Origin of the sequence: Phytohabitans houttuyneae, assembly GCF_011764425.1 — a bacterium.
Taxonomy (GTDB): domain Bacteria; phylum Actinomycetota; class Actinomycetes; order Mycobacteriales; family Micromonosporaceae; genus Phytohabitans; species Phytohabitans houttuyneae.
The window spans coordinates 2,652,802-2,678,738 of record NZ_BLPF01000001.1; the positions used below are offsets into that span (position 1 = coordinate 2,652,802).

A 25,937-nucleotide genomic window follows, 5' to 3' on the forward strand; every position below is an offset into this window, starting at 1 on the left:
TGCATGAGCCGTTCACCACCTTAGGTGTGGGAGCGCGCCAGGCAGGGAGTATTCGCCAACAGTCGTGACTAACTTGAGATACGCGAGTGGCACGCGACGTTATTCATCGATGGTCTGCGCCACCTCTCGCGCAGCATCGGGACCGCGCTCCAGCAACACGTCGAAACCCGCCTCGTCGAGCACGGGAACCTTGAGCGATACCGCCTTGTCGTACTTTGATCCTGGATTTTCGCCCACGACGACAAAACCGGTCTTCTTCGATACGGACCCGCTCACTTTGCCACCCCGCGCACCGATCTCTTCGGTGGCCTGGTCGCGCGAGTACGTCGACAGCGTGCCGGTCACCACGATCGTGATCCCCTCCAGCGGCCGCGGGCCCTCGTCAACCTGCTCCTCCACCATGCGCACGCCGGCCCGCCGCCACTTGTCGACCACCTCGCGGTGCCAGTCGACGGTGAACCACTCGCGCAGGCTCTCGACGATCGTCGGCCCGACACCCTCCACACCGGAGAGCTCCTCCAGCGACGCCTTTTCGATCGCGTCCATCGAGCGGAAGTGCCGGGCCAGCGCCTGCGCGGCGGTCGGGCCGACGTGCCGGATGGAGAGCGCGACGAGCACCCGCCACAGCGGACGCTCCTTGGCCTCCTGGAGATTTTCCAGCAGCTTGACCGCGTTGCTGCCGAGTGAGCCGTCCTTGTTGACGAAGAACTCGGCGCGCCCCAGGTCGTCGGCCGTCAGCCCGAACAGGTCGCCCTCGTCGTGGATGATGCCGGACTCCAGCAGCGCCACCGCCGCCTTGTAGCCCAGCACCTCGATGTCGAGCGCGCCCCGCCCAGCCAGGTGGAAGACCCGCTCGCGCAGCTGCGCCGGGCACGAGCGGTTGTTGGGGCAGCGGATGTCGATGTCGCCCTCTTTGGCCGGCGCCAGTGGCGAGCCGCACTCCGGGCACCGCTCCGGCATCTCGAAAGCGCGTGCGTCGTCGGGTCGCAGCTCCATCACCGGGCCCAGCACCTCGGGGATCACGTCGCCCGCCTTGCGGATGACCACGGTGTCTCCGATCAGCACGCCCTTGCGCTCGACCTCGCGAGCATTGTGGAGGGTGGCCAGCGCGACCGTCGAGCCGGCCACCCGCACCGGCTCCAGCACCGCGAACGGCGTGACCCGGCCGGTGCGCCCCACGTTGACGCGGATGTCGAGGAGCTTGGTGTTGACCTCCTCCGGCGGGTACTTGAACGCGATCGCCCAGCGCGGCGCGCGGCTTGTCGAGCCGAGCCGGCCCTGGATGCTCACCGCGTCGACCTTGACGACCACGCCGTCGATCTCGTGCTCGACGTCGTGGCGGTGCTCGCGGTAGTAGTCGATGAACTCGCGCACCCCAGCCATGTCGGGCTTGACCTGCCACCGCTCGCTGACCGGCAGGCCCCAGCCCTTCATCACCTCGTACGCCGTGCTCTGCGCGGTGGGCTGGAAGCCGCGTCGCGCGCCGATGCCGTGCACGACCATGCGCAGGCCGCGGGAGGCGGTGACCCGGGGGTCCTTCTGCCGCAGGCTGCCGGCCGCCGCGTTGCGCGGGTTGGCGAACGGCGGCTTGCCCTGCTCGACGAGCCCCGCGTTGAGGTCGCCGAACGCGGAGACCGGGAAGTAGACCTCGCCGCGCACCTCGAGCAGGTCGGGCACGTCGTCGCCGGCGAGCTGCTCGGGCACGTCACGGATGGTGCGCACGTTGGGCGTCACGTCTTCGCCGGTGCGCCCGTCACCGCGCGTGGCGGCGCGGACGAGGCGACCCTTCTCGTACGTCAAGTTGATCGCGAGGCCGTCGACCTTGAGCTCGCACACGTAGGTCACCGGCCCGCCGGCGTCCCGCTCGACCCGCTCGGCCCAAGCGGAGAGCTCCTCGTCGTCGAACGCGTTGTCCAGCGACATCATCCGCTCGGCGTGCTCGACCGGCGTGAACTGCGTGGAGAACGTGCCACCCACCCGCTGGGTCGGCGAGTCGGGCGTGCGGAGGGCGGGAAACTCCTCCTCGATCGCCTCCAGCTCGCGCAGCAGCCGGTCGAACTCGGCGTCGGAGATGGTCGGCGCGTCGAGCACGTAGTACCGGTACTGATGGTCGGAAAGCTCGGCGGCGAGCGCGGCGTGGCGCTCGCGGACATCGACGGGTGGCTCTTTGCCCGCCGCCGCGACCTGCTCCGGGGTGACCTGCTGCTGGATGACTTCCTCAGACACCTCTGCACCGTAACCGCTTGGTATGACACCGGTGGGTACGACTAACGTGCTGACCATGAGTGAGCCGACCAAGATCTTGCTGGACGAGTCGGAGATGCCTCGTCGCTGGTACAACGTGCTCGCCGACCTGCCGAGCCCTCCGCCGCCGGTGCTGCACCCCGGCACGCTCCAGCCGGTCGGTCCGGACGACCTCGCGCCGCTCTTCCCGATGGACCTGATCCTTCAGGAGGTGGCCACCGACCGGTACGTGGACATCCCCGACTAGGTGCTGGATGTCTACAAGCTGTGGCGGCCCTCGCCCCTCTTCCGCGCGCACCGGCTGGAGAAGGCGCTCGGCACTCCCGCCAAGATCTTCTACAAGTACGAGGGCGTGTCGCCGGCCGGCTCGCACAAGCCCAACACCGCGGTGCCGCAGGCGTACTACAACGCGGCCGCCGGCATCCGCCGCCTCACCACGGAGACCGGCGCCGGGCAGTGGGGCACCGCGCTCGCGTTCGCCTGCTCGCAGTACGGGCTGGACTGCGAGGTGTGGCAGGTGCGCGCCTCGTACGACCAGAAGCCGTACCGCAAGATCATGATCGAGACGTTCGGCGGCGTCATCCATCCGTCCCCTTCGGACCTGACCGCCGCCGGCCGCGCGATCCTCGCCAAGCACCCCGACTCCCCCGGCTCGCTCGGCATCGCCATCTCCGAGGCGGTCGAGGTGGCCGCGCAGAACGACGACACCAACTACGCGCTGGGCAGCGTGCTCAACCACGTTCTGCTGCACCAGACGGTGATCGGTGAGGAGGCGATAGCCCAGTTCGCCAAGGTGGGGCTCACGCCCGACGTGATCGTCGGCTGCACCGGCGGCGGCTCGAACTTCGGCGGCCTCGCGTTCCCCTTCCTGCGCGAGAAGCTGGCCGGCCGCATGGACGTGACGATCCGCGCGGTCGAGCCGGCCAGCTGCCCGTCGCTGACCAAGGGCGTGTACGCGTACGACTTCGGCGACACCGCCGGCATGACCCCGCTGATGAAGATGCACACGCTGGGCCACGACTTCATCCCCGACCCGATCCACGCCGGCGGCCTGCGTTACCACGGCATGTCACCGCTCATCTCGCACGTGTACGAGCTTGGCCTGATCGAGGCGATCTCGAAGACCCAGCGCGAGTGTTTCGAGGCGGGTGTGCGGTTCGCGCGCACCGAGGGCATCGTGCCGGCACCCGAGCCGACCCACGCGCTGGCCGCCTGCATCGAGGAGGCGCTGCGCTGCAAGGAGACCGGCGAGGAGAAGGTGATCCTGACCGCGCTGTGCGGCCACGGCCACCTGGACTTGGCGGCATATGGCGCTTACCTTGCCGGCGACCTCGTCGACCACGAGCTCTCCGAAGCCGACGTCGCCACCGCGGTAGCGGCCCTGCCGAAGGTGCCGGCCTAGCCAGAGCTACCGCGGTGTCCGTCGCGGTCTGGACCCCGCGGCCGACCGACGACGGCCGCGCGGCGTGACAAGCCATGGGCCGCCCGCGGGCCGCGACTCAGCGGCGGGCCGTGCCGGCCGGGGGTTGCGTGCGCAACGGCGGAGGGTGAGGCCGCGGGAGCAACGGTCCGGACCACGACGGGCGTCGCGGTAGCCCAAGTCTTCGGGATCCCCGGCCCTGCGGCTCAGACCTCCTGGAGGCGCTGCGACGCCTCGCGGACGGCGGTCAGTGCGCGCCGCGCGTCGGCGGCCGGCGTGCCGGCGAGGCCGCAGGCCGGCGTCACCACGACCTGGTCGGGCAGGCGCTGATCGGGGAAGCCCAGCTGCCGCCACACGCCGCGCACCTGGTCGGCGACCGCGGCGGAGGTGGCCTGGCCGGAGCCGGCGAAGAGGCCGAGCCCGGCGTCGATCGCCTCGCCCAGCGGGTCGAGCTTGTCCACGAGCGACATGTCGAGCGCCACCGCGGCCGCGCCGCTCGCGCGGACCACGTCGAGAGGTACGTCGGGCGCGCAGCAGTGCAGCACCACCGGCGCGGCGGCCGCCTCCACGACCGTGCGCAGCAGCGAGCCGGCGGTGGTGGACTCGATCGAGCGGTAGGTGTACAGCCCGCTCTCCGTCGCGATCCGCCCGCCCAGCGCCGCGGGCAGGGACGGCTCGTCGAGCTGGAGCAGGATGGTGGCGGCGGGCAGCCGGCGGCGTACGTCGGCCACGTGCGTGCGCAGCCCCTCGGCGAGCGACTCGCTCAGGTCGCGCACCGCACCGTGGTCGCGCAGGATGCGGCCGCCGAGCGCGAGGTCGATGTTGGCGGCGAGCGTGAAGGGCCCGGCCGCCTGCACCTTGAACGTGCCGGCGAACCCGTCGGCCTGCTCGGTCATCTGGTCGAGGTCGCGTTCGAGCAGGTCGAGGGCGCGGCGGCGGTCCCGGCCGGGGCGGGAGGCGACGCGCCAGCGGGCCGCGTAGAGCTCGACGGGCAGCTCGACCAGGAACGCGGCGCCCCGCCCGACCATGTCCGCGCCGGGGCCGCGGTCGGGCAGCTCGGGCAGGTGCGGGAGGTTGGGCAGCTCACCGAGCACGATCTTCTGCGCTTCGGCGACGTCGGTGCCGGGCAGCGAGCCGATGCCCGTCGCCGAACCGCGCGGCCAGGGAAAGTCAGTCACGGCTGCCAATCGTCGCTGAGCCGAGCACGATGTCGCCGGCGGGGTCCGGCCGGTACGCGACGAGCGCCTGCCCGGCCGCCACACCGCGGGCCGGGCGGCGCAGGGCGGCGAGCATGCGGCCGCCGGTCAGCTCGACGGTGGCCGGCACGACCTCGCCGTGCGCGCGCAGCTGGACCTCGCACTCGATCGGGCCCTCCGGCGGCGGGCCACCGGTCCACACCGGACGGTCGGCGGTGACGTCCGAGACGTCGAGCATCTCGGCCGAGCCGACGGTCACGGTGTTGGTGACCGGCGTGATCGACAGCACGTAGCGGGGACGACCGTCCGGCGCCGGCTCGCGGAGGGCGAGGCCGCGGCGCTGCCCCACGGTGTACGCGTACGCCCCTGAGTGCGCACCGAGCACCGCGCCCGTCCGCGCGTCGACGATGTCGCCGGGCGCCTCGCCCAGCCGCTCGGCCAGGAAACGGCGGGTGTCTCCGTCGGCGATGAAGCAGATGTCGTGCGAGTCCGGCTTTTCCGCCACGGCCAGCCCGCGCTCGGCCGCCTCGACGCGCACCTGCGCCTTTGTCGTGTCGCCGAGCGGAAACATCGAGCGGTCGAGCTGGTCGCGGCGGAGCACGGCCAGCACGTAGGACTGGTCTTTGGCCAGGTCGACGCTGCGGCGCAGGAGACCGTCCGCACCGAGGCGCGCGTGGTGGCCGGTCACCACGGCGTCAAAACCGAGGGCCACCGCCCGATCCAGCACCGCGGCAAACTTGATCTTTTCGTTGCAGCGCAGGCAGGGATTGGGGGTACGGCCCGCCGCGTACTCCGCGACGAAATCATCGACCACGTCTTCGTGGAAGCGGTCGGCCATGTCCCACACGTAGAACGGGATGCCGATCACGTCGGCGGCACGGCGGGCGTCCCGGGCGTCTTCGAGCGTGCAGCACCCGCGGGCCCCCGAACGGTAGGTCTGCGGGTTGCGCGCCAGCGCCAAATGGACGCCGGTGACGTCGTGACCGGCGTCGGCCGCCCGTGCGGCCGCCACCGCCGAGTCGACCCCGCCGGACATCGCGGCCAGGACTCTCACCCGACAACCGTAACCGGCAGCGCCAGCCGGCTCGGCTCCGCCTCACTCCGGCGGTGACCGGCATGGCGGCTGCGCGGCCTGGCGAGGCTCACTCGCGGCCCGTCGCGCCGTCTTCGTCCACGAAGTCGAGGAAGGCCCTGGCGAGGGCGGAGGGTCGCCCGCCCGGGCGGTGACCGATGCGCAGCGTGCGCGGCACGCGGGGGTTGAGCGGGATCGGCACCACCCCGGCCGGGTCGCCGTCGAGCATGAGCGAGGGCAGGAGCGCCACGCCCATGCCGGCTCGGACCATGGTCACGATCGTGCTGAGCTGGGTGACCCGGTGGGTTGGGCGGAACACAAGCCCGTGGCTCCCGAAGATCGACTCGACCAGCGGCTCGCACCCGCTCTTGCTGGTCACGAACGCGTCGTCGAGCAGATCCTCGACCCGCACGGCCGCCTCGCCGGCGAGCGGGTGCTCAGGGTGCACAAGCGCCACGAACTCGTCCTCAGCCAGCACCGGCCCCTCGACCACGCCCAGGCCCACGACCACGCAGCTGAGGTCGACGAGGCCGCGCTCCAGCCAGTCGACCATCTCGTCGTCGGTGCCCTCCAGCAGCGAGACGCGGGCCCCCGGGTGCCGCCGCGCGAAGCGGCGCTGGAGCGCGGGGAGCACGGCAAGGTTGGTGCTCGGCATCCCACCCAGGCGCAGCTCCCCCACAAGCTCACCGGCGCTGGCCGCGGCCCGCTCGGCCACCCGGTCGGCCGCACGCACCGCATCCCGCGCGTCGTCGACCACGGCCTTGCCCACCGCGGTGAGCACCGCGCCCACCCGCTCCCGGTCGACGAGGCGCTGACCGAGGTCACGCTCCAGGGCGGCGACGGCGTGCGAGACCGCCGACTGGGTGAGGCCCAGGTCGCGCGCGGCGCGGGTGAAGCTGCCGCGGTCGGCCACCGCGACGAGGGCGCGCAGCTGAGCGAGGTGCATGCAGACTCCTCATGCCGACTATGAGTCATATGAGTTTGACTTGTGGATGCAGCACAGCGTACCCCTGAGGGCATGTCTCGCAAGGATCTGGCGATCCTGCTGTCGGTCGCCGCCGTGTTCGGCGCCTCGTTCCTGTTCATCCGGGTCGCCTCCCCGGTGCTCGGCCCGCTGCCGGTCTCGGCCGGCCGGGTGGCGCTGGGCGCGCTGGTGCCGCTCGTGTTGATCGCGGTGACGCGCCAGCGGCTGGCCGCCGAGCTGCGCGGGCGCTACCGGGACCTGATGGTGGTGGGCTTCCTGCTGGCGGCGCTGCCGTTCACGCTCTTCGCCGTGGCTGAGCTGCGCCTGCCCGCCTCGCTGGCCGCCGTGCTCAACGCCACCACGCCGATCTGGGGCATCGTGGTCGCCCGCATCTGGCTCGGGCAGGCCGCGAGCGGCCGGCGCCTGCTGGGTGGTGCGGTCGGTCTGGCCGGGGTGGCCGCGGCGGTCGGGCTGGGCTCGCTGCCGCTGGACGGCGTCACGCTGGCCGCCACCGGCGCGTGCCTGCTCGCCTCCCTGTCGTACGCGGTGGGCAGCGTGTGGACCGCCCGCCGGCTCGGCGGCACCCCGCCGCTGGTGCTCGCCGCCGGCCAGCAGATCGGTGCCGCGGTGCTGCTGGCCGCCCCGGTCACGGTGGCCGGCACGGCGCACCCGCCGACGGCCAAGGCGGTGGCGGCCGTGGCTGTTCTGGGCCTGGTGTGCACGGGAGTGGCGTTCGTGCTGTGGTTCCGCCTGCTGGCCCGGGTGGGGCCGGTGGCCGCGGTGACGGTGACGCTGCTGGCGCCGGTGTTCGGCGTGCTGTGGGGGCGCTGCTGCTGGGCGAGCCGGTCACGCTCGGCCTGGTGGCCGGCATGGCCGCGGTGCTCGCCGGCGTCTACCTGATCGTCGCCAAGCCGCCGTCGCCTGCGCCGCCGCGATCGGGTGGAGGGCCGGCCTCAGCGGGCAGCGGCCCGCCGCGCCCGCTCGACAGCGCCGGGGAGGGCGGCGACCAGCGCGTCCACGTCGGCGCGCGTCGAGGTGTGGCCGAGCGTGAAGCGGAGCGATGACCGCGCGCGGTCGTCGTCGGCGCCCATCGCCAGCAGTACGTGCGACGGCTGGGCGACCCCCGCCGAGCAGGCCGAGCCGGTCGAGCAGGCGATGTCCTGGGCGTCGAGCAGGAGCAGCAGCGCGTCACCCTCGCAGCCGGGGAAGGACAGGTGCGCGTTGCCCGGCAGCCGGTGGGTCGGGTCGCCGTTGTAGATCGCGTCCGGCACCGCCTGCCGCACCCGGGAGACCAGGTCGTCGCGGAGGGCGCCGAGCCTTGCCGCGGTCTCCTGCTGGGTCTTGACCGCGCTCTCGACCGCGACGGCGAAGGCCGCGATGGCCGGTACGTCGAGCGTGCCGGAGCGCACGTCCCGCTCCTGCCCGCCGCCGTGCAGCAGCGGGGTGCAGGCGATGTCGCGGCCGAGCAGCAGCGCGCCGACGCCGGTGGGGCCGCCAAGCTTGTGGCCGCTGATGGAGAGCGCGGCGGCCCCGCTGGCCGCGAAGTCGACCGGCACCTGGCCGACCGCCTGGACCGCGTCGGTGTGAAACGGCACCCCCGCCTCGGCCGCGAGCGCGGCGAGTGCGGCGGCGGGCTGGAGCGTGCCGACCTCGTTGTTGGCCCACATCGCGGTGACGACGGTGGCCTGGTCGCCGTGCGCGGAGAGGGCGTCGCGCAGCGCCTCGACCGGCACCCGACCCTGCTGGTCGACCTCCAGCCAGGTGACGTCGGCGCCCTCGTGCTCCTCCAGCCAGCGCACCGAGTCGAGCACCGCATGGTGCTCGACCGCGCTGGCGATCACCCGGTTGCGCCCGGCGGCGCGGTCACGGCGGGCCCAGTGCATGCCCTTGACCGCGAGGTTGTCGCTTTCCGTACCGCTACCGGTGAAGATCACCTCGGACGGGCGAGCACCGAGCGCGGCGGCGATCCGCTCCCGCGACTCCTCGACGGTGCGGCGAGCCCGCCGCCCCGGCGCGTGCAGCGAGGAGGCGTTTCCGACGTCGCGGGCGGCGGCGACATACGCCTCGATCGCCTCGCTGAGCATCGGCGTGGTCGCGGCGTGATCCATGTAGGCCATCGCATATCAGCCTAATGCGCCGGGCCGGGGTCATCCCCCGGCCCGGCATGTGACGTGCGCACGCTCTATTTACGTTTGCGGATTTCTTCGGTGGCTTGTGGGACGACTTTGAACAGGTCGCCGACGACGCCGTAGTCGGCGAGTTCGAAGATGGGTGCTTCGGCGTCTTTGTTGACCGCGACGATGGTCTTGGAGGTTTGCATCCCGGCCCGGTGCTGGATCGCGCCGGAGATACCCAACGCCACGTACAGCTGGGGGGAGACGGTCTTACCGGTCTGCCCGACCTGGAACTGGTGCGGGTAGAAACCGGAGTCGACCGCGGCCCGGGACGCGCCGACCGCACCGCCGAGCAGGTCGGCGAGCTCCTCGACGAGTTTGAAGTTGTCGCCGCTGCCCACGCCACGGCCGCCGGAGACGACCACGGACGCCTCGGTCAGCTCCGGCCGGGCACCCTTCGGCTCGACCTTGCGCTCGAGCACCCGGGCCAGCTTCGCCGACTGCTCCACCACCACATCCACCGCCGACACCCGCACGCTGGCCGGCGCCGGGGTCGGGGTCAGCGAGTTGGGGCGGACAGTGACCAGCGGCAACCCGCGAGTCACCCGCGACTTGACGATCGTGGAGCCGGCGAACACCACCTGCGTCGCCACCCCGTCCGCGTCCAGCCCACTAACGTCGGTCAGCAGACCGTTGTCGAGCTTGACCGCGAGCCGGCCGGCGATCTCCTTACCCTCCTGGGTCGAGCCGAGCAGCACCGCGGCCGGCTGCACCGACCGGACCAGCCCGGCCAGCACGGCAGCCTTCGGCGCGACCAGGAACCCGTCCAGATCCTCACTCTCGGCGGCATACACCGTCGCCGCGCCGAACTCGCCCAGCTTTTCGGTCAGAGGAGCGGCCACGCCCGGGCCGCCGAGCACCACCGCCGCCGGGGTGCCCAGCTCACGGGCCAACGTGAGCATCTCCAGGGTGACCTTCTTAACCTCACCACCGGAATGCTCCACGACAACCAAAACCTCAGCCATCGAAACCCCTCCCCTTTTACACAAACTTCTCGGAGGCCAGGAACTCGACCAGCTTCACGCCGCCATCGCCCTCATCAGCGACCTTCTGCCCACCCGAACGCGGCGGCCGCTTACTGTGCTGCACCACCACCGACGACGCACCCGCAAACCCCACCTCAGACGCGGCGATCCCCAGATCGGCCACCGACAGCGTCTGCACCGGCTTCTTCTTCGCCGCCATGATCCCCTTGAACGACGGATACCGCGGCTCGTTGATCGTGTCCCACACCGACACCACCGCCGGCGTCGAAGCGGCCACCACCTCGAAGCCTTCCTCGGTCTGCCGCTCGATCGTCAACGACGCACCGTCCACGGTCAGCTTCCGCGCACCGGTCAACGCGGCGATCCCCAGCCGCTCAGCCAGCATGTGCGCCATCACCTGCACCCGCCCATCGGTCGCCTCCGCACCACACAGCACCAGGTCGGGATTGAGGGTGCCCAACGCCGCCGCCAGCACCTTCGACGTGGCTACCGCGCACGAGCCGTGCAACGCATCGTCCAGCACATGCACCGCCCGGTCCGGACCCATCGACAACGCCTTACGAATCGACTCCGAAGCACCCTGCGGCCCCATCGTCAAGATCGTGACCTCACCACCATGCGCCGCCTGAACCCGCAACGCCTCCTCAATGGCATACTCATCCATCTCATTGATGACATTGCTCGCCGACCCACGGTCGACCGTATTATCACCAGCCCGCAGCGAACGCTCCGCGCTCGAATCCGGCACCTGCTTGACGAGCACCACGATGTTCATCGCGCTTCCAGGACCTCCTGCTTGGGTTAACGCACGTTAACTGAAGTTACCCACCGTCTAGGTTACTCGCCAGTAATAGTGGGATCGGCCACGACCCCCACAGCCGCCTTGACCTTGGCCAGTGCGTCTGCTTCGCGGGCGTTGACGCCATGAGTGGCCTTCGCGGCCTGCTCGACCGCGGTGATCACCGCGGCCTGGTAGTTGTCCACCTCGGACGGTGCCTTCTCCCGCAGGATCGCCATCGACCTCTCCAGCGCGGGCAGCACGAACGCCTCCACCTCAGCGGTGGACGCGCGCGGAAGCTTGGGCAGCGGGCCGGTGCTCAGCACCTCTTTGACCAGCCCGGTCGCCCCGGCCAGCGCGTCGGAGGCGGCGAAGCTCTCGCGGAGCATCGCGAAAAAACCCGGATCGGCGTCGGAGACCAGGAAGACCGCGCCGAATGCGGCCGTCTTCAGGGTGGACTTTTCGTCGGCGGTCAACTCGGTCACGCACACAGGTTACGGGCGAGGCCGGCGGGATAATGGCAGGCGTGCTGGGCGCGATCAAGCGATGGTTCGATCCCGAGGAGGTACGCCGGGTCGGCGCGACGCCCGACTACCGCTTCTCGCTGGCCAACGAGCGCACCTTCCTTGCCTGGATACGCACTGGCCTGGCCCTTGTGGCGGGCGGCCTGGCCACCGCACAGTTCCTGCCGCCGCTGCGGGTCGCCCACCTGCGTGAGGTGATCTCCATCGCACTGCTGCTGTTGGGCGGTGCGGTCGCCGTGCGCGCGGTGGACCGCTGGGCTCGCACCGAGCGGGCGATGCGCCTCGGACGCGACCTGCCCGCCTCCCGCTTCCCCGCCCTGCTCGCGATCCTGGTCGGTGCCGGCGCGGCGCTGCTCGTCGTCGTCGTACTCGTGCAGGCCTTCGATTGATCGACCGATGAGCGACCCCGGGCTGGCCCGCGAGCGCACGTGGCTCGCCTGGTGGCGCACGCTGCTCCTCGCCGGCGGTGTCGCCGTTCTCCTGGCCCGTCTGGCCGCGATCGACGGCGACCTGCTGATCGTGGCGGCCGCCCTGGCCGGCTGGACAGCGCTGTTCGCCGTGGCCTTCTGGCGGTACCGGTCCCGCCGCCCCGGGCCGGGCCCGGCCCTGCCTCTCGTCGCCCTGTTCACGGCCGGCTACGCGGCCCTCGGCACGCTGCTGGTGCTGATCCGTTAGCCAGGGTGGCCATCAGGGGCCATCATTGCGGGATGGCCCGCCTGTACGTGCTCCTCTTCCTGGTACAGATCATCCTCGCTGTCCTCGCGCTGATCAGCTGCCTATCAGCCGAGGAGGACGAGATCCGGGCGCTGCCTCGGCTCGTCTGGGTGCTGATCATCCTGTTCTTCCCGCTGATCGGGTCCATCGCCTGGTTCCTCGCCGGCCGGCCGGCGCGCGAGGGCTCTCCCGGTGGCGGCTGGCGGGCCGCGGGCGGCTTCCCGGAGCCCAAGCGGTCGCGGCCGGTGGCACCGGACGACGATCCGGAGTTCCTTAAGTCGCTGGATGCCGGCAAGTCGCAGCACGACCGGGAGCTGTTCGAAAAGTGGGAGGAAGACCTTCGCCGCCGCGAAGACGAGATGCGCCGCCGCGAAAGCGGTGAGGAGAGCACCTCCTGACCCGACCCCCACACAATCCGGGGGAGAATCGTTTCGTGCAGATCGCGCTGCTCGGTCCGCTCGAGGTGCGCGCCGACTCCGGCGCGTCCCTTGAGGTGGGTGGCGCGCGCCTGCGCAGCCTCCTGATCCGGCTCGCGCTCGACCCCGGCCGGGTCGTCACTACCAGCGCGCTGATCGACTCGCTCTGGGAGGAGGAGCCGCCGGCCGGCGCGTCAAACGCACTCCAGGCCGTGATCTCCCGGCTGCGCCGCGCCCTGCCCGAGGGCGCGATCGAGTCGACCCCGGCCGGCTACCGGCTGGCGGTGCCGCCCGAGGCGGTGGACGCCTGCCGCTTCGAGCGCGACGTGGCCGCCGGGCGGGCCCGCCTTCGCACCGACCCCGCCGGCGCCGCCGTGACGCTGGCCGCCGCACTGGCGCTGTGGCGCGGGCCGGCACTGGCCGACGTCGCGGACGCCGCCTTCGCCCGCGCGCCCGCCGCCCGCCTCAACGAACTGCGGCTGGCCGCGATCGAAGATCGGGTGGACGCCGCGCTGGCACTCGGCGACGGGGGCGGCTTCGTGCCCGAGCTGGAGTCGCTGGCGCTGGCCCACCCGCTGCGCGAGCGCCTGGCCGGGCAGCTGATCCGGGCGCTGCGGGGCGCCGGCCGGCCGGCGGAGGCGCTCGCGGCGTACGACCGGCTGCGCTCCTCGCTCGCCGAGTCGCTCGGCACCGACCCGTCACCCGAGCTGGCGGCCCTGCATCTCACGTTGCTGAAGGACACGGACGCGCCGCCGGCACCCCTGCCGACCACCAACCTGCCCGCGACGCTGACCAGCTTCGTCGGCCGCGACGACGACGTGACGAAGGTCACGAAGGTGATCGCTGAGTCCCGCCTCACCACGCTGATCGGGCCGGGCGGCGCGGGCAAGACAAGGCTCGCCATGGAGTCCGGACGGGCGATGCTCGACCAGGCGCCGGACGGGGTGTGGCTGGTCGAGTTCGCGCCGCTGACCGACGGCGCCGAGCTCGCCTCGATCGTGCTGTCAACGCTCGGCCTCCGCGAGTACCCGCTGGTCTCGGGGCGCGGCCAGATGCCGCAGGAGAGCGTCGACGCGCTCACCCGGCTGCAGGGCGCGTTGGGCGATCGGCGGGCGCTGCTCATCCTGGACAACTGCGAGCACCTCGTGGCGGCCGCCGCCCCGCTGGCCGAGAGCCTGCTGGTGCGCTGCCCGCACCTGCGCGTGCTCGCCACAAGCCGCGAGCCGCTGGGCATCACCGGCGAAGCGCTGTTTCCGGTCGAGCCGCTGGCCCTGCCGCCCGACGGGGTGGCCGCGGCCGACGCGCTCGCGTATCCGGCCGTGCGCCTCTTCGCCGACCGCGCGGCGGCGGTGCGCCCGAGGCTCACGGTCACCGACGCGGTGGTCGAGATCTGCCGCGCGCTCGACGGCATGCCGCTCGCCATCGAGCTGGCCGCCGCCCGGCTGCGCGCGCTCACACCCGAGCAGGTCGCGGTCCGCCTCACCGACCGTTTCCGGCTGCTGAACGCGGGCAGCCGCACCGCGCTTCCCCGCCACCAGACGCTCCGCGGGGTCATCGACTGGAGCTGGGAGCTGCTCGACGACGCCGAGCGCGCGCTGTGGTGCAGGCTGGCCGTCTTTTCCGGCTCGGCGAGCCTTCCGGCGATCGAGGAGGTGTGCGGCGGCGAGGCGCTCGACGAGCTGGCGGCGCTGGTCGACAAGTCCCTCGTGGTCGCGGATCCCGACGGCCGGTACCGGATGCTGGAGACCATCAAGGCGTACGGGCTGGAGCGGCTCGGCGAGTCCGGCCTGACACAGGCCACGCGCCGGGCACACGCCCGGTACTTCCTGCGCCTGGCCCGCAGCGCCGACCGCCACCTGCGCTCGCGCGCCCAGGTGGAGTGGCTGGCCCGCCTCGACGCCGACCACGACAACGTGCACGCGGCGGCGCGGTGGGCGATCGCCGCGGGCGAGGCACGCCTGGCGGTGGGCTTCGCGGCCGCGCTCGGCTGGTACTGGTGGATGGGCGGCCGCCGCGCCGAGGGGCCGAGCTGGCCATGGAGGCGCTGGCCGTCCCTGGCCGGGTCGCCAGGCCGCTCGTCGCCGCGGCCATGGGTACCGCCGCGCTCAACGTCGTGGCCGGCCTCTTCCAGCTGGAACAGGGCCAGCGGCTGCTCCGGGAGGCGGCCGAGCTGGCACGCGGCTACGAAGACCGGCACCCGATCCTCCGCCTGGTCGGCCCGATCTCGTCCCTCTTCGGCAACCCGCCGGAAAACGAGCGGGCGATGGCCGGCCTGGCGAGCCTCTTCACGCACCCCGACCCGTGGGTACGCGGCGTCGCCCGGGTCATGTACGGCCACGCCGAGGCCAACCTCGGCCTGCACGAGCGCGACTCGGAGGGGCACTTCGAGGCGGCGCTCGTGGAGTTTCGGGCGCTGGGCGATCGGTGGGGCACCGCCACCACCCTCGCCGGCCTGGCGCACATGACGTCCACCGACGGCGATCACGCGCGCGCGGCGGCGTACTTCCGGGAGGCGCTGGACGAGATGGCACCGCTCGGCGCCGCCGAGGACGTGCCGGAGATGCAGGCGCGGTACGCGTACGAGCTGTGGATGCTCGGCGAGACGGAGGAAGCGTTCGCGACGCTCGACGAGGCGCGGCGGGCCGCCGAACGGGTCGGCAGCGACGAGGGTCGGGCGGCCGTCTCGTACCACCACGGCGAGATCCTCCGCGCGATGGGCGAGCTGAAGCGTTCCCGCACGGAGCTGATGCGCGCCGAGGCGGTGGCGACCGGACACGCCTCGGCACCGCAGTGGGTCGCGCTCATCGTCGCCGCCATCGGGCAGATCGACGCCGCCGAGGGTGACCTCGTCGCGGCTCGCTCCCGCACCGACGCCGCACTCGAGCTCGCCAACTCCTCCCGCGACATGCCGGTGGTCGGCCTGGTGCTGATGGCGTACGCGGACGTCGCCCTCCACTGTGGAGAGCCGGAGCGGGCCGCCAGCTTCGTCGGCGCGGCGTACGGCGTGCGCGGCGGGCCTGACCGGTCCACTGTGGATGCCCGCCGCGTGGAGGCCGCCGCGCGCGAACGCCTCGGCGAAGAGCGCTTCACCGAGGCATTCGAGCGGGGCCGGCGGGCCGCGAAGTCCAGCGACATCCGCGAGGCTGCCCGCGTCATACTCGGCGCTTGAACGTGCTGACGGCGAGCGGCGCGAAGACAGCCGCGATCGCCGCGGCCCACAGCAGCGACTGGCCCACGTGGCTCGCCGCCGCGCCACCGGCGAGCAGCTCGCGCACGGCGTCGGCGAGGATCGTGACCGGGTTGACGTCCACCCACGCCTGAAGCCAGCCGGGCATCGTGTCGGTCGGCACGAAAGCGTTGCTGGTGAAGGTGAGCGGAAAGACGACCACGAAGGCGAAGATCTGCACCTTCTCCGGCTCGCTGGCAAGCAGTCCCACGAGCACCGCAATCCAGGACACGGCCAGGCTGAAGACCAGCAGCAGCGCGAACGCGGCGAGCATGCCCGCCACGCCGCCGTGGATGCGGAAGCCGAGGATCACGCCGAGGCCGAGGATCAGCGCGATCGACCACGCCTGCTTGACCGTGTCCGCGATGATCCGCCCGGCCAGCGGAGCGGAGCGCGCGATCGGCAGGGACCGCAGCCGGTCGAAGACGCCCTTGGTCAGGTCGGTGTTGAGCCCCACGCCGGTGGTGACCGAGGCGAAGAGCGCGTTCTGCACGATGATGCCGGGCAGGGCGAACATCAGGTAGTCGCCCGTGCTGCCCGAGATCGCGCCGCCGAAGACGTACGTGAAGAGCACCACGAACATGATCGGCTGGATGCTGAGGTCGAGCAGCTCCATCGGGTTGTGCTTGAGCTGCACGAGGCTGCGCCAGGCGAGCGTAAACGTGTGTCGTACCCCGTCGATGGGGTTGACCCGGCGCGGCAGTGCGACGGCGGCGGTCGTCATGCGGGGATCTCCTCTGTCTCGTAGCGGCCTGCGGGCTCGTTCTGGTCTTCGGTCCGGTCCTCGGCACGGTGACCGGTGAGCGCGAGGAACACCTCGTCGAGGCTGGAGCCGCGCAGCGCGAGCTCGCCGATCGGGACCTCGGCCTCGTCGAGCCGGCGCACGACGGCCGGCAGTACGGCCGCGTCGGTCACCGGCACGGCGAGCACGCCGCCCTGCGCCTCGGGTGCCCGCCCGGCCACCTGGGCCACGATCGACTCCACGATCGGGGTGTCGGCGGCGTGCTTGGCCCGTACCGTGAGCGTCTGCGCACCGACCCGGCCCTTCAGCTCGTCCGGGGTGCCGGTGGCGATCACCCGGCCGTGGTCGATGACCACGATCTCCTCGGCCAGCAGGTCGGCCTCTTCCAGGTACTGCGTGGTGAGCATGACGGTGACCCCGTCCGAGACAAGGTCACGGACGATGTCCCACATCTCGTTGCGGCTGCGCGGGTCGAGGCCCGTGGTCGGCTCGTCCAGGTAGAGCACCTGCGGGCGGCCGACGAGGCTCGCGGCGAGGTCGAGGCGGCGGCGCATGCCACCGGAGTACGCCTTGGCGGCCTTGTTGGCCGCGTCCTCCAGACGGAACTCGGCGAGCAGCTCACGCCCCCGCGCCCGCGCGTCGGTGCGGGACAGGCCGAGGAGGCGGCCGATGAGGATGAGGTTTTCGAGGCCGGTGAGCGTCTCGTCGACCGAGGCGTACTGGCCGGTGAGACCGATCAGCCCGCGCACCTGGTGGGCGTCGCGGACGACGTCGTACCCGCCGACGGTGGCCCGCCCCGCGTCCGGCCGCAGCAGCGTGGCCAGGATGCGGACGGCGGTGGTCTTGCCCGCCCCGTTCGGGCCGAGCAGACCGAGCACGGTGCCGCGGCGTACGGCGAGGTCGACCCCGCCCAGCGCGGTGGTGTCACCGAAGCGCTTGACCAGCCCTTCGGCGAGTATCGCGTGTGTGGTCTGTTCGTTCATGCGACCACCGTGCGGCACGGCCCTGACGACCTGCTGACGGTGGCGCGGGGGCGCTGACAGACCGCTGACAGCGCCCCCGCGAGGGTGGTTCTAGGTGGTCGCGGTGCAGGTGGGGGTTGGTGCGGTGTTCGTACCGGTCGACGAGCCGATCAGGCCGAACGTGGTGCTCGCACCGGCGCCGAGACTGCCGTTGTACGCGGCGTTCGTCGCGGTGACGCTCGATCCACTGGAAGTTATGGTGGCGCCCCACGACTGGGCGACCGTCTGCCCGTTCGCGTAGGTCCACCGCACGGTCCAGCCACGGATCGCCGACGAACCGGCGGTCACCCGCACCTCGGCCTGGAAGCCGCCGTTCCACTGGCCGGTGACCGCGTACGACACGGAGCAGCTGCCGTTACCCGGCGCCGGTGTGGTGGGCGGCGGGGCGGTCGTGGGCGGAGGCGTGGTGGGCGGAGGCGTGGTGGGCGGAGGGGTCGTGGGCGGAGGCGTGGGGTTGGAGGTGCCGCCGAAGTTCACATCGCTGCAGAAGTAGTAGTTCTGGTCGGCGTGGCTGGCCTTCCAGATCGCGTACACGATGTGCCGGCCGCTGCGGCCGGGGGCGGTGACGTTGGCGGAGATGGTGACGCCGTTGAGCACGGGGTCGGTCTCGCGCGCGCCGACGCCGGGCAGGATGCGTCCGGTGTCGTGGCGCAGCTCCAGATCGCTCCACCGGAGCGCCTGGGTGAGCGGGTTGTAGCCCTGGCGCGTCACGTAGATGCGGATGTAGTCCGCGCCGTGCAGCGCCTGGTCGTGCATCCGCCACGTGAACGAGGTGCTCAGGTTGGTGGCCCGCCAGTTGCCGGGGTTGTCCAGCGCGGCGTAGCGCGTGCCGCCGGTCCGCCCGGCACTGCACAGCTGGCCGTCCGGCACGTGCGCCTGGTGGTTGCCGGCGACCTCTTCGCGGTAGAGCGAGTTCCAGTTCCACATCGCGGTGGAGTCCGCCTGCCAGGCCTGCCAGCACATCGGGTCCTGGGTGGCCATGGCCGGGTTCTGGAAGTCGCTGCCCCAGCGCTTCCAGCAGCCGTAGTTGCGGGACTCGGGGCCGATCGCCGAGCCGTGTGCAGAGGCGGTGCCTGGCGTACTCACGAGTGCGGTGGTGAGCAGGATCAGGGCGGCAAACACGACCGTCGCGGTGCGGCGCGCGTGTCTGACTGTCGACATTGGACCTCCACGGTACGCAGGTACAAGCGAGGCGCGGGAAGTTGCCCTACTCCCCACGCCGGCTACGTTGCGGCTCCCGCAGCGGTCGCGCGTTAACAATAGTTTGACGTATCGACAAACTCAAGTATTTAATTACGCACTCCGGACGCCGGCGTGCGTGACCGCCCTCGGCAGGTGGCACGTGCACTCCACGCTGGGCGGGGCCACTCAGGCGCACGAAGCCGTCGGCCTCCACGGCGCACGGGTGAGCATCCGGTGCAGGAGGCCGTCGACCGGGCGGCGGGATGGGGTGGGCTGCCCGCCTGATCAGCACGTCGGTGCGCCCGGTCACGACTGATCGACGCGCCGCCCGCCCCGCCGCTCACTGCCGGCGACCACAGCCGCCAGGTCCCGACTGACCCACGCCCGACCCGACGGCCGCACACGATCTGGCCACCGCGGCCGAGACCTCCTGTCCAACTTGGACGGCCCACCCAGCCCAGGCGACACCGCACACAGAGCCTTCGGGTTTGAGGCCGATGCGTCCGTCCACAGTGCAACTCCGCCGCGGCCGTCCCTGGTGGTGGGCCGCGGATCGCGGAGGGTGAGGCCGCGGGAACGCACCCCAAGAAAAGGCTCCGCTGCGCTCCACGTTTCCTCGGGGCCCCGCGCAACGGTCCGGACTACGACGGACGTCGCGGTAGCCCAAAGCTGTTGACCAGCTTGTCCTCTACGCCAGGTTGGAGGACCTCGGGTAGGCGTCCTCGGGGTCGGTGAGGACGTTGACCAGGTACGGCACGCCGGCGTCGAAGGCTCGGGCCAGCGCCGCCCCAGGTCGCTCGCCTTGGCCACCGTCTCGCCCGCGCCGCCCAGTGCCTTCACCACGTCGTCGTACCGCAGCTCCGGCTGGAGGTCGGCGGCCACGTCGTAGCCGTACATCGCGCGCATGGGGTGCTTTTCCAGTCCCCAGATGCCGTTGTTGCCGACCACGATCACGACCGGCAGGCGCTGGCGGGCCAGTGACTCGGCGTCCATCAGCGAGAAGCCCGAAGCGCCGTCGCCCATCAGCACGCAGACCTGGCGGTCGGGGTAGGTGATCCTCGCGCCCATCGCGTAGCCCATGCCGGTGCCCAGGCAGCCGTACGGGCCGGGGTCGAGCCACGTGCCGGGCTCGGCGGGCTCGAGGTACCTGCCGGCGTACGACACGAAGTCGCCGCCGTCGCCGATCGTCACCGCGTCGCGGGCGAGGACCTTGCGCAGCTCGCCGTAGACGCGGGCGGGGCGGATCGGGTCGGTCTCGGCGGCCATCTCCTCGGCGTCGCGGGCCTTCGCGGCGTCCTCGGCCACGCGGAGGGTGGCGATCCAGTCGGCGTGGTCCTCGCGGACGCCCTCGTAGTCGGCGAGTGCGGACAGGATCAGCCGCAGGTCGCCGGCGGGCGAGGCGGCCGGGGTGACGTGCGAGGCGCGCTGGGTGGGCGCGTCCACGATGTGTACGACCTGGGCGCTGCCGAAGTCGCCGAAGCTGAGCCGGAAGTCGAGCGGCGTGCCGATCACCGCGATCACGTCGGCGCCCTTGAGCGCCGTGCGGCGCGACTTGGCGAACGCCAGCTGGTGCTCGGGCGGCAGCGCGCCGCGGCCCATCCCGTTGGTGAAGACCGGCACGTGGAGCGTCTCGGCCGCCTCGCGGAGGGCGGCCACCGCGTCCCCGGCGTAGACGTCGGAGCCGGCGATGATGACCGGGCGTTCGGCGGAGGCGATCAGCTGCGCGGCCCGGGCGACCTCGTCGGGGTCGGGCTCCACCAGGGGTACGTCCGGCGCGGCCGGTGCGTCGGCGTCGGTGGCCGAGAAGATCACTTCGAGCGGGAGGTCGAGGAAGGCGGGACCCCGGTGGGCGGTGAGCGCTGCCGTCAGCGCGGTGGCCACGGCGCCCGGGATCTCCTCGCCCGAGCCGACCGTGGCGGCGTACTTGGTCACCGGCGCGACCAGCGGCAGGTGGTCGATCTCCTGCAGGCTGCCCGAGCCCCAGCGGAACGCGGGCGCCCGGCCGCCGATCACCAGCACGGGTGAGCCGTTGAAGTACGCACTTGTCAGCCCCGAGATGCCGTTTGTGACACCCGGCCCGGCGGTGAGCACGGCGAGTCCCGGACGGCGCTGCAGCTTGGCAACCGCCTCGGCCGCGAAGACCGCCGACTGCTCGTGCCGCACGTCGTAGAGCGGGAAGCCGGTCTTGTGCGCCGCGTCGTAGAGCGGGAAGACGTGGCCACCGGAGAGGGTGAACATCTCCCTGACGCCGTACGCCCGCAACGCCGCCAGCGCCAGCTCGCCGCCGTGTCCCTCGATCCGCTCGGGTGATGTCATGGGCGTAGGTTACCGCCCAGTCACTCCAGGCCGGCGAACCCCTGGATCCAATCGACGAGGTTTTGGAGGACGTCGCTGGGAGCCTGGTTGCGGGCGGCGGCGTAGGCGAAGATGCCGGCACCGATCGGCACGACGATCAGCAGCGTGGTGATCACGAGTGCGCGGATCGCGCGCACGATGAAGCCCGGACGCCGCCGGACCGCCGCCTGCCGCACCACCGGCTGCGGGCTGCGCGGAGCGGCGAGGGGCGCCCGCGGTACTCGGGGTGGCGTGTAGCGAGGCTGTGCGGGCGGCGTGTACCGCGGCTGCGGCGCCGCGGGTGGCGAGTACGGCTGGCTGGCCGGGGCGTAGCCCCCTGCCGGTGGGTATGCCGGCGAGGTGGGCGGCGCGGTCGGCTCCTCGTAGCGCGGGAGCGGCTTGGTCGCGGCCGGCGGCGGCACTTGGGCGCGGGGGCGGCCGGACGGCGGCTGGGCCCCGGGAACGATCACTCGCCCGACCGTGCGTGGCGGGCTCGCCGGTGGCGCTCCTCCGCTGATCGGGCTCGGCGCGGGTGGAGCCGCACCGCCACTCGGGCTCGCCGTCCGCGGCGCTCCCGCGGTGGGTGCGCTCGCCGCCGCCGGCGCGGTGACACCGGCCGACGGGATCTCCTCCGGGGGCAGCACGCGGGTCGAGCCGGGCGCCAGCGAACCGCCGGCGGGCGGCGCGGAAACGACCGGCTGCGGCGGCGGGCCGGCCGGCGAGACCGGGCGCATCATCGAGGTGGCCGGTCCCGGCGCGGGCGGCGCGCTCGCCAGCAGCGCCTCGCCGGCGAGGATGCTCCCCTCGGCCACCACGAGCTCGGGCTGCTCGATCACCGCTGGCGCCTCCCCCAGCGCGCGGTGCAGCAGCGTCGCCATCAGCGGCATCCGGCTGGAGCCGCCGACCAGGAAGACGCCCGCCACCTGCCCCTCGGGCAGCTTGGCCCAGCGCATGACGCCCTGCGTCACCCGCACGGTCTGCTCCAGGATCGGCGTCGCCAGCTGCTCCAACTCGACCCGGGTGAGATGCACGTCGAGGTCGAGCAGCGGCAGCATCAGGTCGGCCGACGGGCTGCGGGACAGGCGCTCCTTGGCCACCCGCACGTCGTCCCAGAGCTGGCGCTTGGCCCGCCTCTCCTCGGCGGTGGACGGGTTTTCCAGCCGTGCCCAGGCGGCCCTGTCGCGGTCCGCGTAGGTCTTTTCGAGGTGCGAGATGATCGCCGCGTCGACGTCGAGGCCACCGATGTCGTCGCGGCCGTCGACGGCGAGCACCTCGAAGCCGGTCGCCTTGCGGGCCACCACGCTCGCGTCGAAGGTGCCCGCCCCGAAGTCGTGCACCACCACGACCGACCCGATCGGCACGTCGCGGCCGAGCACCTTGGCGAAGTAGGTGGCGGCGGCGACCGGCTCGGCCACCAGCCGTACCCCCTCGAAGCCGGCGGCCGCGGCAGCACCGGCGAGCAGCCGGCGGCGAGTGGCACCCCACATGGCCGGGCAGGTCAGCGTGATCTCCGGCCGGGCCCGGCCGACCGTGCGGTCCCACTCCTCGGCGACCCGCGCGAGCACCGCCCTGACCAGCTCGCCCACCGGCACCTCGCGGTCGCCGAGCAGCAGCGTGCCGTCGTCGATGCGGCGCTTGGGGTTGGGCTCGAAGCGGGCCGGGTCGAGGCGCGCGCTGTGCACGGCGTCGCGCCCGACGATCAGGCCGCCGCCCGGCTCCGCGTAGACCGCGGAGGGCAGCAGCGGGGAGCCGTCGACCAGCAGCGGGCGCCCCCGCCCGTCCGGCCACCGCACGAACGCCACGGTGTGCGAAGTGCCGAAGTCGATCCCCAGGGCATGGCCTGAGGTCGGCGTCCGGTCCGCTGGCATGGCGATCAGTCTACGAGCCGGCTCCTATCCGGAAGCGTCCGATGAACGACGCCGTCACCGTCCCGTGAAGCGCGGCTTCCGCTTCTCCACGAAAGCGGTCATACCCTCCCGCTTGTCTTCGGTGGCGAAGAGCGCCGCGAACAGCTGGCTCTCCCAGGCCAGGCCCGAGGTGAGGTCCATGTCCAGGCCGCCGTCGATGGCCAGCTTCGCGGCGCGCACGGCCTGTGCCGGACCCTCGGTGTACGGGCGGACCAGCGCGACCGCCGTGTCGTACACCTCGGCGGCCGGCACCACCCGGTCGGCGAGCCCGATGCGCAGCGCCTCCTCGGCGTCCACCATGCGGCCGGAGAGCACGAGGTCCTTCGCGCGTGCCGGGCCGACCAGGCGGGCCAGCCGCTGGGTGCCGCCCGCGCCGGGGATGATGCCCAGCTTGATCTCCGGCTGGCCGAGCTTGGCGTCGTCGGCCACCACCCGCCAGTCGCACGCGAGGGCGAGCTCACAGCCGCCGCCCAGCGCGTACCCGGTGATCGCGGCGACCACCGGCTTGGGGATGCGGGCGAACACGCCGAGTGCGGAGGAGAGGTCGGCGGCGCGGGCGGACATGTCCACGTACGACATGTCGGCCATCTCCTTGATGTCCGCGCCGGCGGCGAAGACCTTCTCCCCGCCGTACACGATGACCGCGCGGACCTCGGGGTCGGCGGACGCCGCGGTGGCGGCCTCGCGCAACTCCTCCTGCACCTGCGTGTTCAGCGCGTTCATGGGGGGACGGTCCAGCCGGATGGTGCCGATACCGTCCTTGATCTCCACGCGCACAAAGTCAGCCATGCCAGTAGGCTAGTTGTGCCATGGTCACGTACTACAGCGACAAGTCGGTGCAGATCACCTCAGATGCCATCCGCATCGGTGGTCGCCGTTACCCGCTGCGTGAGCTGGCCCGCGTGTGGCACTCCAAGGGCGCCCGCTCGTGGCGTGCGATCGCCGGCCGCGGCGCCATCGGCATGGCGCTGCTCGGCCCGCTCGCGGCGGCCGCGATCGGCATCGTGATCGCGCTCAGCGTGCACGCCTCGCTCGACGTGACCATCGCGATCGTCGGCGTGTCCTGCCTGATCGGGCTCGGTGTCGGCCCGCTGGCCGACTTCATGCTGGAGCGCATGGACCGGTCGTATGCGCGGGGCTCCCGCTCGCTGGAGATCTGGGCCACCTGGCGGGGCCAGCAGGTGCTGCTGCTGCAGACGGGCGACGCGCTCCGCTTCGGCCAGATCTACCGGGCGCTGCAGCGCGCGCTCGAGGGCTCCACGGTCAGGTGATTCGCGCGATGGCGTCGTGCCACTCGCGCAGAAACTCCGGATAGTGCTCGGCAAAGCCCGCCAGCTCGGGCCGCGCGTCCTCGGTGAGGGCGGTCAGCTCGTACGTCACCGTGACCTCGCTGCCGCCTTCCGCCTCGTCGAGCACCACCTCGACCGTACCGGCCGTGCCCTGGGCGATCCGCGCGTAGCGCACGCGGCGTCCCGGCTCGCGGTCGACCACGACCCAGGTCGTCGTGCCGCCGTGGCCGGTGGTCTGGAAGACCGTGCCGGGCGCGGAGTCGTCCTCGACCGGGTCGGGAAAGTGCGGCTCCCAGTGGTCCACCCATTCGCGCTCACCCAGCGGGGTGAAGAGGCGGAACGCCTCCTTCGGCGGGAGCGCCACGCTCAGCTTTCCGGTGCGGATCATGCGCGTCCTTTTGCGGGGATCGACCTGTGCTCGGATAGGTAACACTGGGCGAGTGGCCGTTTACTATCGCGACGACACCGTGCGTGTGACGTCGTCGTGGGTGCAAGCGTACGGACTCACGTACCCGCTTTCAGATCTTTCTTATGTGTGGCACCGGCGCACCCGGCGCGACCTGCGTGTAGGTGGCCGCATCGCCGGCCGATGGGCGCTGGTCACGCTGCTCACGCTGCCGGTCGCCGTCGGCGCGCTCTGGATCCTCACCGACTGGGGCAGCAAGATCGGCCTCGCGCTGGTCGTGGTCGCGGTGGCGCTCGGCCTGATCTTCACGCTGACGCCGCTGTCGGAGTTTCCGCTGATGGCGCTCGAACGGTCATACGATCGCGGCTCGTCGGTCCACGAGATCTGGGTCCAGTGCCGCGGAATGGACGTGCTGCTCCTGCGGACAAACGACGCTTTACGTTTCGGGCAGATTTACCGCGCGTTACAGCGCGCCTTGGAGCAGAGTGAGTAATTCCACGCCTTGGGCGTGACATGATGTGGACCCCCATGATCCAGGAGGTCCCACATCCCATGAGCCGTGGCATCGCGCTCGTGCGGCGGCCCAGCAGCCGCCTCGCCGAAGGGCTGGTCACCCACATCGAACGGTCGACTGTGGACGTCGACCTCGCCCGGCGCCAGCACGACGCGTACTGCGCCGCTCTCGCCGACGCCGGCTGGAGCGTGCTCGACGTGGTACCCGCCGACCACTGCCCCGACTCCGTCTTCGTCGAGGACACCGTCGTGGTGAGCGGTTCGCGGGCCATCCTCGCCCGACCGGGCGCCCCGCAGCGCCGCCCGGAGGTGGCCGGCACCGAGTCCGCCGTACGCGCGGTGGGCCTTGAGGTCGACAAGATCACCTCGCCGGGCACCCTCGACGGCGGCGACGTGCTGCAGATCGGCGACACCGTCTACGTCGGCCAGGGCGGCCGCACGAACGGCTCCGCGATCCGCCAGATGCGCGGGCTGCTCCCCGACCGCCGCGTGGTGGCGGTGCCACTCGGACGTGTACTCCACCTCAAGTCGGCGGTCACCGCCCTGCCGGACGGCACAGTGGTCGCCTCGCCCGGCCTTGTCGACGTCGGCATCTTCCCCGCGGTGCGCACGGTCGAGGAGGGGGCCGGCTGCCACGTGATCTGCCTGGGCGGCGACAAGGTGATGATCAGCGCCGCCGCACCGAAGACCACGTCGCTGCTGGAAGACCTCGGCTTCACGCCCGTCGTGGTCGACGTGAGCGAGTTCGAGAAGCTGGAGGGCTGCGTAACCTGCCTGAGCGTCCTGGTGCCCGGCGTGACCGGCCCCCACCACTAGACCCTCTCGCGG

The 25,937-nt window shown here is 72.1% G+C and carries 24 protein-coding genes and 1 pseudogene; 10 read left to right on the plus strand and 15 right to left on the minus strand.

Features of this window, described 5'->3' with window-relative positions:
- Positions 1–99 precede the first annotated feature (99 nt).
- Positions 100–2,226: an NAD-dependent DNA ligase LigA gene (ligA, locus tag Phou_RS11665; protein ID WP_173056081.1), complete on the minus strand. Its 2,127-nt coding sequence runs from the start codon at positions 2,224–2,226 to the stop codon at positions 100–102.
- Positions 2,227–2,281: 55 nt separating this feature from the next.
- Here ligA and Phou_RS52505 point away from each other — a divergent pair, with 55 nt between their 5' ends.
- Together Phou_RS52505 and Phou_RS11670 are read left to right on the plus strand one after the other, a co-directional pair.
- Positions 2,282–2,491: a hypothetical protein gene (locus Phou_RS52505; RefSeq protein WP_246273499.1), complete on the plus strand. Its 210-nt coding sequence runs from the start codon at positions 2,282–2,284 to the stop codon at positions 2,489–2,491.
- Entirely contained in the window at positions 2,492–3,646 is a 1,155-nt protein-coding gene (locus Phou_RS11670) for a TrpB-like pyridoxal phosphate-dependent enzyme (protein ID WP_246273500.1), read from the plus strand.
- A 224-nt stretch (positions 3,647–3,870) separates the two neighbouring features.
- Here Phou_RS11670 and Phou_RS11675 read toward each other — a convergent pair whose 3' ends face one another.
- The 3 genes from Phou_RS11675 to Phou_RS11685 all read right to left on the minus strand — a co-directional run bounded on the left by Phou_RS11675 (position 3,871) and on the right by Phou_RS11685 (position 6,878).
- Positions 3,871–4,842 (minus strand): uroporphyrinogen decarboxylase/cobalamine-independent methonine synthase family protein, encoded by a 972-nt coding sequence (locus Phou_RS11675; RefSeq protein WP_173056082.1) that lies wholly within the window; start codon positions 4,840–4,842, stop codon positions 3,871–3,873.
- The gene (gene mnmA / locus Phou_RS11680) at positions 4,835–5,914 is read right to left on the minus strand and encodes a tRNA 2-thiouridine(34) synthase MnmA (protein WP_218578957.1); all 1,080 of its coding nucleotides are present in this window, start codon (positions 5,912–5,914) and stop codon (positions 4,835–4,837) included. Before mnmA ends, Phou_RS11675 begins: the two co-directional genes overlap by 8 nt.
- Positions 5,915–6,002: 88 nt before the next feature.
- Positions 6,003–6,878 carry a LysR family transcriptional regulator gene (locus Phou_RS11685; RefSeq protein WP_173056083.1) on the minus strand — a complete coding sequence of 292 codons (876 nt, stop codon included), beginning with the start codon at positions 6,876–6,878 and terminating at the stop codon, positions 6,003–6,005.
- Positions 6,879–6,950: 72 nt separating this feature from the next.
- Between Phou_RS11685 and Phou_RS11690 the strand changes: the two genes are divergently transcribed.
- On the plus strand, positions 6,951–7,796 hold the full coding sequence (locus tag Phou_RS11690; RefSeq protein ID WP_173056084.1) for a DMT family transporter: 846 nt from the start codon (positions 6,951–6,953) through the stop codon (positions 7,794–7,796).
- 53 nt (positions 7,797–7,849) lie between these two features.
- On the opposite strand, the gene Phou_RS11695 is transcribed toward Phou_RS11690, so the two are convergent.
- From Phou_RS11695 to Phou_RS11710, 4 genes are all read right to left on the minus strand, one after another.
- The gene (locus tag Phou_RS11695) at positions 7,850–9,013 is read right to left on the minus strand and encodes a cysteine desulfurase family protein (RefSeq protein WP_173056085.1); all 1,164 of its coding nucleotides are present in this window, start codon (positions 9,011–9,013) and stop codon (positions 7,850–7,852) included.
- Between the two features lie 65 nt (positions 9,014–9,078).
- Positions 9,079–10,035 (minus strand): electron transfer flavoprotein subunit alpha/FixB family protein, encoded by a 957-nt coding sequence (locus tag Phou_RS11700; RefSeq protein WP_173056086.1) that lies wholly within the window; start codon positions 10,033–10,035, stop codon positions 9,079–9,081.
- A gap of 16 nt (positions 10,036–10,051) precedes the next feature.
- Positions 10,052–10,831: an electron transfer flavoprotein subunit beta/FixA family protein gene (locus tag Phou_RS11705; RefSeq protein ID WP_173056087.1), complete on the minus strand. Its 780-nt coding sequence runs from the start codon at positions 10,829–10,831 to the stop codon at positions 10,052–10,054.
- Positions 10,832–10,893: 62 nt separating this feature from the next.
- On the minus strand, positions 10,894–11,319 hold the full coding sequence (locus Phou_RS11710) for a hypothetical protein (protein ID WP_173056088.1): 426 nt from the start codon (positions 11,317–11,319) through the stop codon (positions 10,894–10,896).
- Positions 11,320–11,360: 41 nt separating this feature from the next.
- Between Phou_RS11710 and Phou_RS11715 the strand changes: the two genes are divergently transcribed.
- The 4 genes from Phou_RS11715 to Phou_RS11730 are packed head-to-tail and all read left to right on the plus strand — an operon-like array spanning position 11,361 to position 14,953.
- Positions 11,361–11,747 (plus strand): YidH family protein, encoded by a 387-nt coding sequence (locus Phou_RS11715; RefSeq protein WP_173056089.1) that lies wholly within the window; start codon positions 11,361–11,363, stop codon positions 11,745–11,747.
- A gap of 7 nt (positions 11,748–11,754) precedes the next feature.
- Positions 11,755–12,033, plus strand: coding sequence for a DUF202 domain-containing protein (locus Phou_RS11720; RefSeq protein WP_173056090.1), 279 nt, complete (start codon positions 11,755–11,757; stop codon positions 12,031–12,033).
- Positions 12,034–12,065: 32 nt separating this feature from the next.
- Entirely contained in the window at positions 12,066–12,470 is a 405-nt protein-coding gene (locus Phou_RS11725) for a PLD nuclease N-terminal domain-containing protein (protein WP_173056091.1), read from the plus strand.
- A 35-nt stretch (positions 12,471–12,505) separates the two neighbouring features.
- The gene (locus Phou_RS11730) at positions 12,506–14,953 is read left to right on the plus strand and encodes an AfsR/SARP family transcriptional regulator (RefSeq protein WP_173056092.1); all 2,448 of its coding nucleotides are present in this window, start codon (positions 12,506–12,508) and stop codon (positions 14,951–14,953) included.
- 687 nt (positions 14,954–15,640) lie between these two features.
- On the opposite strand, the gene Phou_RS11735 is transcribed toward Phou_RS11730, so the two are convergent.
- The 6 genes and pseudogenes from Phou_RS11735 to Phou_RS11760 form a co-directional block, all read right to left on the minus strand.
- Entirely contained in the window at positions 15,641–16,438 is a 798-nt protein-coding gene (locus Phou_RS11735; RefSeq protein WP_173056093.1) for an ABC transporter permease, read from the minus strand.
- Positions 16,435–17,439, minus strand: coding sequence for an ATP-binding cassette domain-containing protein (locus Phou_RS11740; protein ID WP_173056094.1), 1,005 nt, complete (start codon positions 17,437–17,439; stop codon positions 16,435–16,437). Before Phou_RS11740 ends, Phou_RS11735 begins: the two co-directional genes overlap by 4 nt.
- A 90-nt stretch (positions 17,440–17,529) precedes the next feature.
- Positions 17,530–18,639, minus strand: coding sequence for a lytic polysaccharide monooxygenase auxiliary activity family 9 protein (locus tag Phou_RS11745; protein ID WP_173056095.1), 1,110 nt, complete (start codon positions 18,637–18,639; stop codon positions 17,530–17,532).
- Between the two features lie 709 nt (positions 18,640–19,348).
- Positions 19,349–20,976, minus strand: a pseudogene (locus Phou_RS11750) (acetolactate synthase).
- A 20-nt stretch (positions 20,977–20,996) separates the two neighbouring features.
- A complete protein-coding gene (locus Phou_RS51025; protein ID WP_218578960.1) occupies positions 20,997–22,862 on the minus strand; it encodes an Hsp70 family protein in 1,866 nt (621 codons plus the stop codon).
- A 54-nt stretch (positions 22,863–22,916) separates the two neighbouring features.
- Entirely contained in the window at positions 22,917–23,690 is a 774-nt protein-coding gene (locus Phou_RS11760) for an enoyl-CoA hydratase/isomerase family protein (protein WP_173056096.1), read from the minus strand.
- Positions 23,691–23,710: 20 nt separating this feature from the next.
- On the opposite strand from Phou_RS11760, the gene Phou_RS11765 reads away from it, so the two are divergent.
- Positions 23,711–24,172: a DUF6232 family protein gene (locus tag Phou_RS11765; protein WP_173056097.1), complete on the plus strand. Its 462-nt coding sequence runs from the start codon at positions 23,711–23,713 to the stop codon at positions 24,170–24,172.
- Here the strand turns inward: Phou_RS11765 and Phou_RS11770 are convergent.
- Positions 24,165–24,578: an SRPBCC domain-containing protein gene (locus tag Phou_RS11770; RefSeq protein ID WP_173056098.1), complete on the minus strand. Its 414-nt coding sequence runs from the start codon at positions 24,576–24,578 to the stop codon at positions 24,165–24,167. The two genes, Phou_RS11765 and Phou_RS11770, sit on opposite strands and share 8 nt — an antisense overlap.
- A gap of 52 nt (positions 24,579–24,630) precedes the next feature.
- Between Phou_RS11770 and Phou_RS11775 the strand changes: the two genes are divergently transcribed.
- A complete protein-coding gene (locus tag Phou_RS11775) occupies positions 24,631–25,089 on the plus strand; it encodes a DUF6232 family protein (RefSeq protein WP_173056099.1) in 459 nt (152 codons plus the stop codon).
- Between the two features lie 59 nt (positions 25,090–25,148).
- The gene (ddaH, locus tag Phou_RS11780) at positions 25,149–25,925 is read left to right on the plus strand and encodes a dimethylargininase (protein WP_173056100.1); all 777 of its coding nucleotides are present in this window, start codon (positions 25,149–25,151) and stop codon (positions 25,923–25,925) included.
- Positions 25,926–25,937 lie beyond the last annotated feature (12 nt).